The sequence below is a fragment of the Herpetosiphon sp. genome, assembly GCF_003512625.1.
GTDB lineage: Bacteria > Chloroflexota > Chloroflexia > Chloroflexales > Herpetosiphonaceae > Herpetosiphon > Herpetosiphon aurantiacus.
On the sequence record NZ_DOPT01000080.1, the window covers coordinates 18,487 to 31,962 of the forward strand.

The window sequence follows — 13,476 nt, forward strand, 5'->3', positions numbered from 1 at the left end:
AATTGCCCCAGCCCATTCTTGACTTGACATCATTGTTAATGTCTTCGCTCGCTTACTTAACCTTCAGTTTCTTGAGAAAGTTCAAAAAGGAACCAAACTCGATTTTCGGCCTGATCGATCATTGGTTCAAGCTCGCTGGCGGTAGCCACATCGTTGGCTTTATCAGCAACATCGTGAGCTTTGCGCAGATTTTTTACCAAGGTTTGATTATCGCCGACCAACTCAGTTAACATCGTGGCTGGCTCAACAAACTCAGCATTATTATCATCAATTGTTTGCAATTCGCTGATATGGCCGATTGAGCGCAACGATGTACCCCCGATGCGGCGAGCGCGTTCGGCCAAAATATCGGTTGTGGCAAAAATTTGGTTGGCATGCTCATCGAACATCAAATGTAAATCGCGAAAATGGCGACCAGTTAAGTGCCAATGAAAATTTTTGTATTTCATGTATAAGGCAAACGAATTGGCCAAGCTGCGGTTGAGCGCCTCGATGACTGGGCCAGTCGCTTTGGCATCTAAGTCAGTTGGGGTTTTTAAGCGTTTATCCATGGTGATTTAGCTCCTTCACACAACGATTTTCTCCCAAGCACATTGCAGATGGCGTGCCACAAGATCATGATTATGAATCCGATTCATGACACCTTGCGTTGCAAGGGATTGACAAGCCTTTAATCAATCCCTAGAATAAGCTCATCAATGCTTACACCTTGATTAACGTCTTTTAAGGTTGTTGTATCTGCAACAACCGCACCGCTGTAAACGTCGATGCAGAGAGAATCTCAACACGTTTTAATTCAGAAAGGGTCCACGTATGCGCCAGTATCTTGACCGCTATGTGAAGCCGCTTTGGCAAACCTACAGTTCACCAGGGCAACCACTACGCCCGACAAATACGCGGGCGCTGCACACCATTTATGGCATTTGGTTGTTTGCATTTGTGCTCAAATTGATGGGTTCGGGCTGGGATGTGGCTTGGCACTTCCGCTTTTTGCGCGATGATCTCGCCCCACCGCATATGATTAACACGGTTGGCACGATTATCGTGATTATGTTGGTGATGTTTCATACGTGGACGGGTTATGGAGTTGATCGGCTGACCTTGCGTTTGATGCAGGCGGGGATTTCGATCTTTCTAATTGCAATTCCCTTGGATTTGATCAACCACCGTTTGTTTGGCCTCGACATTACGAGTTGGAGCCCAACCCATGCCTTGCTCTATCTTGGTACGGCGGTGATGTTGTTGGGCGTGTTGCGTGGCTGGTTGCTACTCACCCCAGAAAGCCCCATCAAGACAGTCTTCGGGATTGGCTTTTGGGCCTTTTTGCTCGAAGATTTCCTGTTCCCCTTAGGCCAGCAAGAGTATGGGGTAACGGCAATTGAAGCGATGCGGATCGGCAAGCCCTATGCTGATGCTGAATTGTTGCTTGAAGCTGGAGCCAACCCTGAGCGTTTTGCAATTCCTGTGCCCGATTGGCTGTACCCACTGTGGTTGATCACCTCCTTGGTTCTGGTGCTGGTGGCTGCTCGCCTGATCATGCGTGGGCGTTGGACAGCAACTCTGGTAGCAGGCAGTTATTTGCTCTATCGGGTTGTCTCGTTCTACATTTTGCGTGGTATGGAGTTTCCACCATCGTTTGTACCAATCTTCTTTATTGGTACGGCTTTGGCGATCGATATTGGCATTACCTATCGAATTAATCCCTTCGTTGCCGCATTTGGAACGTTATTTATGTTCTATGCTGGGGCTTGGATTAGCGATCAAATCACCCTTATGCCGGTGGTTCCAGCCTATACGATTCCCGTTGCCATCATTCTATTATGCACAATTTGGGTGGGCGCACTCTGGATCGAGCGCAGCCCATATGTGGAGCGCTGGCGCACCCTAGTTTAGCTTTGTTGAATACACGGAGCAGGATTTACTGCTCCGTGTTGTTATTTAACCGCTTGTTCAAGCCAATCGACCGTGAATTGCGCAACTTCATCTTCACGAGTTAGATAATAATGATCGGCCCATTTGAGCAAATGCCAGGTTTTTGGCTCAGTCGCTTGTTCAAAGGCCGTGCGCGTTTCAATCAAATCGAAAAATTGATCGCGCTCAGCCACAATTGCTAATAACGGTCCATGCTGGCCTTGGGCACTCTCCTGCAAACCAACTGGGTTGGGCGTAACTGCCACGGTTGCGCGAATCGTTGGGTCGCTGGCCATCACCCGTAGTACCAATTGTGCCCCAAACGACCAGCCAATTAAGCAGATTTGAGCTTGCGGTGCACGTTGACGCGCTTCGGCCAACGCTGCCTGCAAATCGAGATCTTCGCCTGGGCCACCGCTAAATTCGCCTTGGCTTTGGCCAACTCCACGCGAGTTGTAGCGCAAAACCCCCCAACCACGATCGCGCAACACCTTGAAGGTTGCGAAAATCGCCCGCTGATCCATATTCGACATTGGTGGAAAATGATGGGCCAACACGGCAACCAATTGTGGCGCTTGGCTGAGCGCTAGCCATTTGCCCTCAAGTAACGTGCTGCCATCGGCAGAAAGAAAATGAATTGTTGTTTGCATCATCCTACTCAACGATCCAACGAGCTTGGGTGGCATTTTCGATCAACACCCGTGGCTCTGAATTTTCAGCCAAATTAACCGTCCAGATTGCCGAGGGTACGTTTGCCGAACCCACGGTCAAGCGCGTCCAGAGCAATTGTTGGCTATCGGGAGTCCATTGCGGATCAACGTTATCGTAGCCGCCGCCCGCCGTAATTGCCCGTGGCTCGCTGCCATCAGCATTAACCACCCAAATTTCGCCGCGAGGCACTTCACGGGTGCGGCGCACAAAGGCGATTTTTGTGCCATCAGGCGACCAAACGGGCGTGAAATCATCAGTGTCGGTTTGGCTAGTCAAGGGTGTTTGTTGCTCGGTCATCAGATCAAATAGGATTAATTCGTTGCGAAAACCTGCTTGCGACTCCCGCAACACACTAATTACTAAACGCTGATCATCGGGTGACCAATCAAAATCGCCGCTAAATGGAATCCGCCGCAACACATCGCTAAAATCAAATAAAACCAATTCATTGCGCAATGGATCGGTAAAGCCTAACAAGCGTCCAGTATTCGACCAATGTGCACCAAAGGTAACCACATCGCCGCCTTTAACCACCGGACTAACTTGTGTTCCATCGGGCTGCATCAACCAAAGTTTGGGCGAACCAACTCCGCCAGTGCTAATTGTGCGTCGTTCATAGACAATCACGCCATCAGCAGGCGACCAATTCGGCGTGTAACCAGTCCAATCAGCCGAACCTGTGCTCGTAATCACCTGATTTTGGGTCAGATCAAACATTTCGATCCGGCTTGGTTGGGCTTCGGCTTGAGTTGCATAGGCAACTTTGCGCCCATCGGGGCTAAGGCTATAATCGCTAACTTGCGGTACAAGTAATTGCTGCCCTTGACCATTGGCATCCGAGCGCCACAATTCAGCTTGCTGAGCGGGATTGCGCAAAAATAAAATACCACTAACTTGGGCTTGAGCTTGATTTGGCGTATTGTTAGCAACTTGGCCTGCACTGGGTTGTTGACCAATCGTGACCAACAAAATTATGATCGCTACCAAGCCTACTGATAAACTGGTTACTGTTCGACGACCTATCTGATCCATGACGACTCCTTGGACATACTTGGCTTGATTATCACCCTATAGCCAGCTTTGAGCAAATGCGCTACGATAGGCAGAATGCCCGATTTAATGAAGGAGGTCGTATGGGCTACAATGATCATGCTGAGGCAGCGGCACAACATCAAGCACCAGTGCGCTGCGCAATTATTACCATTAGCGATACGCGAACCAGCGAAACCGATAAGAGTGGGGCGTTGACCCAGGAATTATTAACTGCCGCAGGTTTTCAAGTGGTCGAATATCGAATTATTCCCGATGAACCAGATCAAGTTGCGGAGTTTGTGCAACAGTGCATTGCGCGGAGCGATTGCGACGCGGTTTTAACCAATGGTGGCACTGGGATTGCCCGCCGTGATGCCACAATTGAGGCGATTGCCCCGTTGCTTGATAAAAAATTGCCTGGGTTTGGCGAAATTTTTCGCATGCTTTCCTACAACGAAATTGGCGCAGGAGCCATGCTTTCACGCGCGATCGCGGGCATCGCTGGCCGAACCTTGGTTTTTTGTATGCCTGGCTCGTCGGGAGCGGTGCGTTTGGCCATGCAATCGTTGATTTTGCCTGAATTAAAACACCTCGTTTGGGAAATAGCCCGCCAGTAACGCCATAATACCGAATCAGCCAACCAAGCCCAAGCAAACCAAGCAGCCAAGGCCAGAACGTTGGCAAGTTTGGTTGGCTGGTCGCTGGCAACCGTTGCGGCAAGCCCAAATCGGCGACTTGGCGCACCTGCAACCGCCAAACATCATCATAGCGACTAATAATTCCTGTGGCATTCAATAGGGTTGATGTTGGCAATTGAGGCAAACTTTGACCTTGAGCCAAGCGCACTTGCAATGTCTGAGATCCAAACTCGACCAATAAATTATCAGCGTTGCGTTGTTTGTAGCGCAAGTTTAGTTTGACTAACTGTCCAAGCGTGGCTTGTTCTAGCTTCTGCGGGCTATGAATGACTAAATTAGCTTGATTTTTAATAATGTTGAGATCATCGGCAGCAGTCACAATCAGCTGTGGCTCTTGATGATAGCTGCCAACTTTGGCCTGAATTCGCAGGTGCATGTCTTGGCGTAGTTGAGGCAAGGCGACGTTATTGCTGATAAATACTAAGATGCCAGCGCTAGCATCTTGTAAATAAAACGCCCGTTGCCGAAACAAATTGAGTTCAGCACTGACCACGCCTTCAACCACAACGTGGCTATCGATTGGCGCTTGCTGAGCCTCGCGCAGACTGAAGGTTTTGGTTGGTTTGGGCTGCACCGAATTATTGGCTTGCTGTGGGCTAGGTTGTTCAAAAAATTGCCATTGTTGGTTGCTTGGATGCCGACCCCAACTTTGATCATAAGCCAATTTGGCATAGCTAACCCGATCGATCACCACTCCATTTGGTTGAAGCAAACGCACCTCTTCGCCAGTATTGGCGAGGCTTAGTTTGCTTTGGTTGGCAAAAATTACCAGATAGCCTTGGGCGGCGATGCGCATTCCAGTGGGGAAGCGCCATGATCGCGAGCCTGCATCAGCCGTATCATCCAACTGCCAACCAGTTAAATCAATCTGAAAACTATTTGGATTATACAGTTCAATCCATTCATCACTGCTATTGTTTTCGCCATCGGCGTTCCAATCGATGGCCTGTGGTGCTGGCACAATTTCGTTAATTTGTAGCGATGGATAGTTCGCTTGCAAGGCGATGGTTGGCTGTACCGTGGCCTTGGGCTTGGCAATCTTTGGTTTGGCGCTGGCTTTGGGCGTGCTGGTTGGTTTTGCTGTACTCGTTGGTTTGGGCGTTTTGGTGGCTGGGATGGCGGTTGGTTGCGACGCACGATTGGGCTGGTTGGGCGTGGCTGGAGCATTATTCTGCCAACTCCCAGCATCGGGAATGCGGCTCCAAGTGGTGTTTGCGAGCGGCTTGGTATAACTTAATTGATCAACGACCCGACCATCAGCCATGGCTAGTTCGACGCTATCACCACTATCGTTGAGCAAACTACTCAGCGTTATCGTTAAAAACTGGCCTTGACTGATGCGGGTATTGGCAGCAATTCTGATGCTTGTGCCCGAACTATCGCTGACGCTCCAGCTACTCAAATCAAGCGTTTGAGCATTCGTTGAATACAGTTCGAGCCATTCATTGCCAAGCGGCGAGATTTCGTTGATCACAAGGCCTGTGGGAATTGCTGCCAACTCACGATTGCGATAATTAGGGCTGGCTCGCATGCCATTGTGCCAATTCAGGCCGCCATCAGGCCAACGCCCCGCCGACAAACCTAGTAAAGCTGAGCTATAACTCCAAACTGCATATTCTTGCAAGCGATAATCGAGCAAACGCACTATGTCGCCGTTATCATTTAACAAATTGCTGCTGTAAATGGTGTGCCAACTGCGTGGCTCGATCAAGGTGTCGTCGGCGATCCGCATTGGCGTTCCGCCAGCATTAACCTGATCATCAAGCCACCAACCACTCAAATCGATCGTATTACTGCCAGCATTATATAATTCGACAAATTCCTCGCCAGTGCTTGGCCATGCCAAGACCTCATTGATCAGGAGTTGATTTGGCTCAAGGCTGGGATTTTGGCGATTGCTGCTGGCTGGGGTGGCGCGTGAAGCTGCTTGCCATGGGCCAAACCCATCGGGTAAACGACTCCAACTACGTCCGCTCAGACTGCTGGTGTACTCAAGGCTATCAGTGATAATGCCTTGAGTGGTAATCAAATGTACACTATCCAATTCAGCATTCAACAGCGTACCAACTGGAATAACCAAGAATGAATTGGGGCTAATGATCGTTGAATGTTGGATGGTTTGGGCTGTGCCGCCACCCTCAAGTTGATCGTCAATTTTCCAGCCTTGCAGATCAAGCGGCTCTGGGCCGAGATTGTAGAGTTCAATCCAGTCGGTGCCAGTTAAGGGTTGGCTCATTACTTCATTGATTACAATCTGTGCTTGAGTTGGAACAATTGGCAGATCCACCGGATTGCTTTGACCCAAACTTGATGCTCGATTGGCCGCCCAAGCTCCTGTGCCATCGGGGATTCTGGCCCAAGTACGATTGCTGATGGTTGTGCTATAGCTAAAAGCATCGATTAGTTGCCCGGTTGGATCAAACAAACGCACCTCATCAGCACTATTGTTGTAAACATTGGTCATTGAAATGACCAGCCAACTTGCGGGCTGAATAATTGCTTCAAGCAGGATTGGGTTAGCTCCAGCAGCGGCATCATCCAACTGCCAGCCATGCAAATCGATCGCCTGATCGCCAGCATTATATAGCTCGACCCATTCTTTGCCACTGCTTGGCGCTGCCATTAATTCGTTAATCCGAATATGTGTTGGATTTGGTGTGGCCGTTGGGGTTTGGGTTGGTACTGGAATTGAGGTTGGTAAATTTGTTGGGCTGGGTTGGGGTGATGACGTATTGCTGGGTTGAATTATCACTGTGCTGGTGCTAGATGGAGCGGTTGTAGCCGTGTTGGTGGGGATTATGGTTGGCGTGATTTGGCTATTCGCGCTGCCTGGAGTTGGCGTAGTTGCTGCTTGCCATGAGCCAATGCCATCGGGTATGCGGCTCCACGATAGGCCAGCACTAACACTGGTATAGCTGTAGTGATCGATAATCTGGCCTGTAGGATTGAGCAAACGCACCTGATCACCGCTGTTATTCAACACATTGCTCAACGACACAACTAACCAAGCGTTTGGGGCAAGCAGGGTGGGGGTTGGCAAGATTTTAGGGCTGCTGCCACCTTCGATATCATCAACCGCCCAACCACTTAAATCGATGGTGCTTTGGGTTGGATTGTACAACTCGACAAATTCGCTGCCGCTGCTTGGAATCGCCAAGAACTCGTTGAGCACCACCTGAGTTGGGCCGGTTTGGGCCAAGCTTGGTTGTGGCCAGAGCCAACCAAGCAAGATCAAGCGCCACATAAATCGCTGCATAGCCACCTCGCAATTGGAGCACCAATAGCCAAGATTGCCCTATTTAGATACACAAGCGAACGTTTTCTGGCATGCTCAAGTAAGCAATTTTGGTGTAAGTTTCGGATTGGTTGGCGATTTTCAAGCTAGGTGTCGATGTGGGGTATTGGGAGGAGCCTAGCCATTGCTAAGCCAAATCGTAGCACTAACGAGTGCTGGATTGGAATTAACCCCAATTTCCCCCAAAATACTCTAGTGATAGACAAGACCAAACGACGATGGTATGGTACAATTCGGCGCGAGATAGTATGTTGTGAAATAAGTGTATGAAACCACGAATTATTGCAGTAGCAAATCAAAAAGGCGGCGTTGGCAAAACCACTTCGACCGTTAATATTGCTGCGGAGCTTGTTGCCCGCGGCCAACGGGTATTGGTGATTGATCTTGATCCGCAGGGCAACGCCACTACTAGTTTGGGCATTAACAAAAAAGCACTCAAAGCCACGGTGTATGATGTGCTTTTAGGTAACGCACCGACTGAAATTGTGTTAACCGCAACTGGGCGTGAGCAATTGCAACTGCTGCCAGCAACTGTTGAGCTAGCCGGAGCCGAAGTTGAATTAGTTGATGAGCATCGGCGCGAGCACCGTCTCCGTGATGCCTTGGCTCCGATCGCCAGCACCTTCGATACGATTATGATCGATTGCCCACCGTCGTTGGGCTTGCTCACCCTGAACGCCTTATGTGCCGCTCATGGGGTCATTATCCCATTGCAATGCGAATATTTGGCCTTGGAAGGCTTGGCTCAACTCAAAAATACGATCGATCTGGTGCGCACATCGCTTAACCCCGCGTTGACTATTTTAGGGGTCGTGATGACAATGTACGATGGTCGAACCAATTTGGCCCAGCAGGTCGTTTCCGAAGTGCGCCAATATTTTCCACAACGAATTTTCAATACCTTAGTTCCCCGCTCGATTCGCCTGAGTGAAGCCCCCAGCCATGGCCAAACGATTCGCGAGTATGATCCAGCGAGTAAGGGCGCGATGGCCTATGCCATGCTGGTCGATGAACTAAGTCGCAGGCTGGAGGCGGCATGAACCCCAAAAAACGTGGTTTGGGCCAAGGTTTAGGTGCGTTGATTCGCCCTGATCCTACAACATCAATGCCAATGGTCGGCGCATTACATAGCGTGCCAATCGAATCAATCGAGGCGAATCCGCATCAGCCGCGCCAAATTTTTACCCCCGAAGCGCTCGAAGAATTGAGCGCTTCAATTGCGACCCATGGAATTTTGCAACCTTTGGTGGTGACGCGCACCGCGACTGGCTATGAGTTGATCGCTGGCGAACGCCGCTGGCGGGCAGCTCAACAAGCTGGGTTAAGCGAAGTTCCGGTGATCATCAAAGAGGTTACGCCCCAAGAGCGGCTTGAATTGGCCTTGGTTGAAAATATCCAGCGAGCCGATCTCAACCCATTGGAAGAAGCTCAAGCCTACCAATTGTTACACGATGAGTTTAGCTTGAGCCATCAAGCCATTGCCGAGCGGGTTGGCAAAAGCCGCCCTGCGATCACCAATGCGCTGCGTTTGCTCAAATTGCCCTCGCCCTTGCAACAAGCAGTGATGGAGCAGCAACTCACGGCGGGGCATCTCAAGCAGTTAATCACGATCGATGATGAGCGCACCCAGATTTTGGCGATGGAGCAAATTCTAGAGTTTCGGCTTTCGGTGCGCGAGGCCGAAAAAATGGCCCAGTTGATTAAACACGAAAGCCAAACCCCAGCGCAAGCCAGAATCGCCATTCAGCAACGCGGCGCGGCTCCCCGTGCATCGCGGCGCAACGGTGCACCAACGCCAGCCGCCCCAACCCGCAACAGCATCCCAGCCGAGCCAGTCGTGCCTAATGTTGACGATACGGCAGCGGTCGATCAACTGACCCGTCAACTTGGCACAAAAGTTGAAGTTAAACGCCAAGGCAATGGCGGCTATGTCCGCATCGATTTCTACTCCGATGAGCAACTGATTGCCTTGATTGAATCATTGCTCAATGGAGAAACCTTGTGAGGAGCCTATGGCCAGCGATTCATTGCATATTGCCCTCGTATGGCCATACGATGCGGCCTACGCTGGCGGGGTAACCGAGCATGTCAATCAACTAACCCACTATTTTCGGGCTTGGGGCCATCGTGTGACCCTGATTGCGCCCTATTCCAAGGGCACGCCGCCTGATCCGGATTTTATTCCACTTGGCCATGTTACACCTGTCGCGGTCAATGGTTCGGTCGCGCGGGTTAGCCTTTCGTTAACCCTTGGCCCTAAAATTCGCCAAATTTTTCAAACGCATCACTTTGATATTGCGCATATTCACGAGCCGTTTTCGCCAACCCTGCCAACGACTTTTCTGAGCCGTTCAAGTGTGCCAAATGTTGGCACCTTCCACGCGGCGGGTACGCGATCGATTGGCTATACCTCAATTCTGGCCTTATTGCGACGCTTGGAACCAAAATTGCATGGACGAATTGCGGTTTCGGCAGCAGCTCAAGAATTTGCCCATCGCTATTTTCCCGCAGACTATACAATTATCCCGAATGGGGTTGATGTAGCGACCTACAGCACCCAGCAAGCAAGCTTTGGGCTGAACCAAGCCAACCCAAGTGTTTTGTTTGTGGGCCGTTTCAACGAAGAACGCAAAGGCTTTCGCTATTTGCTCGAAGCGATGAGCTATGTGCAACGAACTCGCCCTGATGCACGTTTAATTGTTGCAGGCAGTGGCGACCCAACTCCATTTCTGGCGGCTATTCGCCAATGGCAAATTCGCCATGTAGAATGGTTGGGCTATGTGAGCAAGGCCCAATTAGCTGCCCTTTACCAACAAACCACCCTCTTTTGCGCACCCTCAACTGGTGGCGAGAGCTTTGGCATCGTCTTGCTTGAGGCCATGGCCGCCGGGGCAGCAGTGGTAGCTGCTGATAATCCTGGTTATCGCGATGTGTTGGATCATCGGGTGCAGGGATTGCTGGTGCCAGCCCGCAATGCTCAAGCTTTGGCGGTTGCGATCCTGCAACTGATCGAGGATCAAGCATTACGGGCTGCAATGGCAGAAGCGGGTACAATTAAGGCGCAACTCTATGCCTGGGATCGAGTTGCTCAACGTGTGTTTGCCTTCTACCGTGGCATTCTCTCTGGTTAGGATGTTCAAGGAGGCTCTATGTATAGCACCGGCATCAAACGCTGGGCACGTCGCTTAATGGAACACTTTGTCGCTCCAGTGCTTAGTCGGCTCGGAATTACGCCCAATATGGTCACGCTGATCGGTGTTTTGCTGACTGCTGGAGTTGCGGCTGTGCTGGCGAATGGCAGTTTACAGGTCGGCGGCGTTTTGTTGATTCTGTCCAGTATTTTTGATCTGTTTGATGGGGCGCTGGCGCGTGCCACCAATCAGAGTAGTCGCTTTGGCGCGTTCTTCGATTCAATTATGGACCGTTATAGTGAGGCGGTCGTCTTCTTTGGCTTATTGATATTTATTCATACTAAAATGGTGGGAGCAACCACTTTAGCCCTGACTTTAGTATACTGTTCAATCATTGGCTCGATTATGGTCAGCTATGCGCGTGCTCGGGCGGAAGGTTTGAGTATTCCTTGTGAAACTGGCTGGCTTGGTCGGCCAGAACGGATCACAATTTTGTGCACCTGCTTAATTCTGAATTGGTTGATGGCTGGGCTATGGATTTTGGCGATTTTCACCAATATCACCGCCATTCAACGGATCTATCACGTTTGGCGGACTGAACAAATTGCCAATCCGCAACCCAAGCCAGTAAAAACCAATCGTTGGAATATCAGTCGTAAGCAACCGTAAATTGTAGGACGCTCGGCTTGACTTAGTGCCCTCACCCTGCTGCTCCCACTACGAGAGAAAACGCAGGGTGAGGGCATGACTATTTATGGCACGATGCTACAAGCCACACCATTCAAACTAAAGCTGCTGGGAATCGCATTTGAGCCGCTGTAACTGGCTTGGAAGCCAAACGAGGCCGAGCCTTGCGCAGCAATAAGGTTGTTCCAGCCAGCGTTACGAGCCACTACAGCATTGCCAGTTTGGGTTAGGCTGGTATTCCAAGCATTGCTAATTTGCTGGTTGCCAGCAAAACTCCAATTCAGCGCCCAGCCATTGATCGGCGTGTTGCTGGCGTTGGTCACCGTCACGTTTGCCACAAATCCATTGCCCCATTGACTGTTGATCGCATAGTTGACGCGGCAACCACCACTAATTGGGGTTGGGCTTGGCGTGAGCGTTGGAGTTGGGGTGTTGGTTGGAACACTATCGACAATGGTGACGCTGACTGGATTTTGGGCAAACGCTGAACCCCAAGCCCAACCACCACCAGCAATTGGCACTTCGCCAGTTGCGCTGGCATTCAATTGTACCGTACCCAAAGCGGTTGCTTTAAAGGTGATATTTTTGCATTGCGTTGGGTGTTGGTTATATTTACAGGGCATACTCAACGGTGGATCAAGCTGCACCAAGCCAGCTGGGCTGCTAGTTACGGTGGTGTATTGCAAGCCAATATTGACATATTGAATCGTCAAGGTAAAGACTTGACCCAACGTTACTTGGCTGGGCGCACTCAAAATCAGCGCTGGTCTGGGCGCTGTTTGGGTGGGTGTTGGGCTACTGGTCGGCGTGTTAGTTGGAACCGCCGTATTGGTCGCAGTTGGTTGGGCGGTTGGGGTGCGCGTAGCAGTTGGGGCACTGGTTGGAGTTGGCGTGCCGCCCCGACCTTGCAATAAACGATTGTAAATGGCGGTATAGGCTGGTTTGGGATTGTATTGTTCATCGTAGATCAAGGCCGCGCCATAACCTGGGAAGGTATTCGGAACCCACGAATATTTATCGGTAAAGCCCCAAAATTGAAAAGCTTGACATGCTGGCTGGCGCAAACAGCGATCAAGCACATTTTGATAGACCGTCGCTTGTTGAGCCAAACTTGTGCTGGTCGCGGGCAATTGCAAGCGTACATCGGCTTCAGTTACATAAATTTTCAAGCCCAAATCAGCAAAGCGCTGCATATTTTGGGCAAAGCTGTTGTAATTGATGCCAGAACCGAGCAAGTGCATTTGAAAGCCAATCCCATCGATTGGTACACCCCGCGCCAAAAAGTCGCTGACCATGGCATAGACTGCATTCGATTTGGCGTTAACTTCTTCGATATTGTAATCGTTGTAAATCAGCACCGCATCCGAATCGGCTTGGCGAGCGCGTCTGAAGCCCAACTCAACATAGCTTTGGCCGATGGTGTTATACCAAAACGAACGGCGATACACGCCGCTATCATCAAATACTTCGTTGGCTACATCCCAAATTGCAATATCGTTTTTGTAGCGACCAACCACTGTATCAATATGATCATACAAAATGCTGGTCAGTTCGCTGGCTGTCCAGGGTTGGTTGGCGACCCAACCGGGGTTTTGTTGATGCCAGAGCAAGGTATGGCCGTGGATTTGCTGACCATAGCTTTTGGCAATTTGAATATGCCGATCAACCGGAGCAAAATTGTAGGTTGTACGTTGAGGATGCACGGCATCCCACTTTAATTGGTTACCTGGGGTATAAATATTAAACTGGCCACCCAAAATTGCCTCATATTGAGCGCGATCGCTGAAGTTCCAAAAATCGCTATCAGCAGCGCTGCCAATTAAAAACGTGCCAGCCGCAGCCCGCAAGGTTTGCGGGCTAGTTTGACCGCTGCTCGATTGCCACCAACTGAATTGTCCCGCGATTAATCCTAACATCAGCACTATCCACCAGTAACGTCGTCGGCTGTTCATCGATCCTCCTTGATCAAGCGTGCGATGCGGCAGGCTAGTACGATGAAAGCAATGACGTT

Annotated in this window: 10 protein-coding genes and 1 pseudogene; 6 read left to right on the forward strand and 5 right to left on the reverse strand. The window is 50.3% G+C overall.

The window, feature by feature from the left end:
• Positions 1–56 precede the first annotated feature (56 nt).
• Positions 57–551: a Dps family protein gene (locus DEF47_RS17180; RefSeq protein WP_012192334.1), complete on the reverse strand. Its 495-nt coding sequence runs from the start codon at positions 549–551 to the stop codon at positions 57–59.
• A gap of 262 nt (positions 552–813) precedes the next feature.
• On the opposite strand from DEF47_RS17180, the gene DEF47_RS17185 reads away from it, so the two are divergent.
• Positions 814–1,893 carry a hypothetical protein gene (locus DEF47_RS17185; RefSeq protein WP_012192333.1) on the forward strand — a complete coding sequence of 360 codons (1,080 nt, stop codon included), beginning with the start codon at positions 814–816 and terminating at the stop codon, positions 1,891–1,893.
• 41 nt (positions 1,894–1,934) lie between these two features.
• On the opposite strand, the gene DEF47_RS17190 is transcribed toward DEF47_RS17185, so the two are convergent.
• On the reverse strand, positions 1,935–2,561 hold the full coding sequence (locus DEF47_RS17190) for an alpha/beta hydrolase (protein WP_012192332.1): 627 nt from the start codon (positions 2,559–2,561) through the stop codon (positions 1,935–1,937).
• A gap of 4 nt (positions 2,562–2,565) precedes the next feature.
• Positions 2,566–3,654, reverse strand: a complete 1,089-nt coding sequence (locus DEF47_RS17195; protein WP_012192331.1) for a DPP IV N-terminal domain-containing protein — start codon at positions 3,652–3,654, stop codon at positions 2,566–2,568.
• A gap of 101 nt (positions 3,655–3,755) precedes the next feature.
• On the opposite strand from DEF47_RS17195, the gene DEF47_RS17200 reads away from it, so the two are divergent.
• Positions 3,756–4,271: a MogA/MoaB family molybdenum cofactor biosynthesis protein gene (locus tag DEF47_RS17200; protein ID WP_012192330.1), complete on the forward strand. Its 516-nt coding sequence runs from the start codon at positions 3,756–3,758 to the stop codon at positions 4,269–4,271.
• Between the two features lie 760 nt (positions 4,272–5,031).
• On the opposite strand, the pseudogene DEF47_RS17205 reads toward DEF47_RS17200, so the two are convergent.
• Positions 5,032–7,608, reverse strand: a pseudogene (locus DEF47_RS17205) (lamin tail domain-containing protein); the annotation flags it as partial.
• 305 nt (positions 7,609–7,913) lie between these two features.
• On the opposite strand from DEF47_RS17205, the gene DEF47_RS17210 reads away from it, so the two are divergent.
• The 4 genes from DEF47_RS17210 to DEF47_RS17225 are packed head-to-tail and all read left to right on the forward strand — an operon-like array spanning position 7,914 to position 11,447.
• Entirely contained in the window at positions 7,914–8,687 is a 774-nt protein-coding gene (locus DEF47_RS17210; protein WP_012192329.1) for a ParA family protein, read from the forward strand.
• Positions 8,684–9,652 (forward strand): ParB/RepB/Spo0J family partition protein, encoded by a 969-nt coding sequence (locus tag DEF47_RS17215; RefSeq protein WP_012192328.1) that lies wholly within the window; start codon positions 8,684–8,686, stop codon positions 9,650–9,652. The genes DEF47_RS17210 and DEF47_RS17215 overlap by 4 nt, the downstream gene beginning before the upstream one ends.
• Positions 9,653–9,659: 7 nt before the next feature.
• Positions 9,660–10,778, forward strand: a complete 1,119-nt coding sequence (locus tag DEF47_RS17220) for a glycosyltransferase family 4 protein (protein WP_012192327.1) — start codon at positions 9,660–9,662, stop codon at positions 10,776–10,778.
• Between the two features lie 18 nt (positions 10,779–10,796).
• The gene (locus DEF47_RS17225) at positions 10,797–11,447 is read left to right on the forward strand and encodes a CDP-alcohol phosphatidyltransferase family protein (protein WP_012192326.1); all 651 of its coding nucleotides are present in this window, start codon (positions 10,797–10,799) and stop codon (positions 11,445–11,447) included.
• An 83-nt stretch (positions 11,448–11,530) separates the two neighbouring features.
• On the opposite strand, the gene DEF47_RS17230 is transcribed toward DEF47_RS17225, so the two are convergent.
• Positions 11,531–13,417, reverse strand: a complete 1,887-nt coding sequence (locus tag DEF47_RS17230; RefSeq protein ID WP_012192325.1) for an endo-1,4-beta-xylanase — start codon at positions 13,415–13,417, stop codon at positions 11,531–11,533.
• Between the last annotated feature and the right edge of the window lie 59 nt (positions 13,418–13,476).

Excerpts from the sequence above, each read along its gene's own strand:
- DEF47_RS17180 (WP_012192334.1), bottom strand. The coding sequence starts at position 551 with ATGGATAAACGCTTAAAAACCCCAACTGACTTAGATGCCAAAGCGACT.
- DEF47_RS17185 (WP_012192333.1), top strand. The coding sequence starts at position 814 with ATGCGCCAGTATCTTGACCGCTATGTGAAGCCGCTTTGGCAAACCTAC.
- DEF47_RS17190 (WP_012192332.1), bottom strand. The coding sequence starts at position 2,561 with ATGCAAACAACAATTCATTTTCTTTCTGCCGATGGCAGCACGTTACTT.
- DEF47_RS17195 (WP_012192331.1), bottom strand. The coding sequence starts at position 3,654 with ATGGATCAGATAGGTCGTCGAACAGTAACCAGTTTATCAGTAGGCTTG.
- DEF47_RS17200 (WP_012192330.1), top strand. The coding sequence starts at position 3,756 with ATGGGCTACAATGATCATGCTGAGGCAGCGGCACAACATCAAGCACCA.
- DEF47_RS17210 (WP_012192329.1), top strand. The coding sequence starts at position 7,914 with ATGAAACCACGAATTATTGCAGTAGCAAATCAAAAAGGCGGCGTTGGC.
- DEF47_RS17215 (WP_012192328.1), top strand. The coding sequence starts at position 8,684 with ATGAACCCCAAAAAACGTGGTTTGGGCCAAGGTTTAGGTGCGTTGATT.
- DEF47_RS17220 (WP_012192327.1), top strand. The coding sequence starts at position 9,660 with ATGGCCAGCGATTCATTGCATATTGCCCTCGTATGGCCATACGATGCG.
- DEF47_RS17225 (WP_012192326.1), top strand. The coding sequence starts at position 10,797 with ATGTATAGCACCGGCATCAAACGCTGGGCACGTCGCTTAATGGAACAC.
- DEF47_RS17230 (WP_012192325.1), bottom strand. The coding sequence starts at position 13,417 with ATGAACAGCCGACGACGTTACTGGTGGATAGTGCTGATGTTAGGATTA.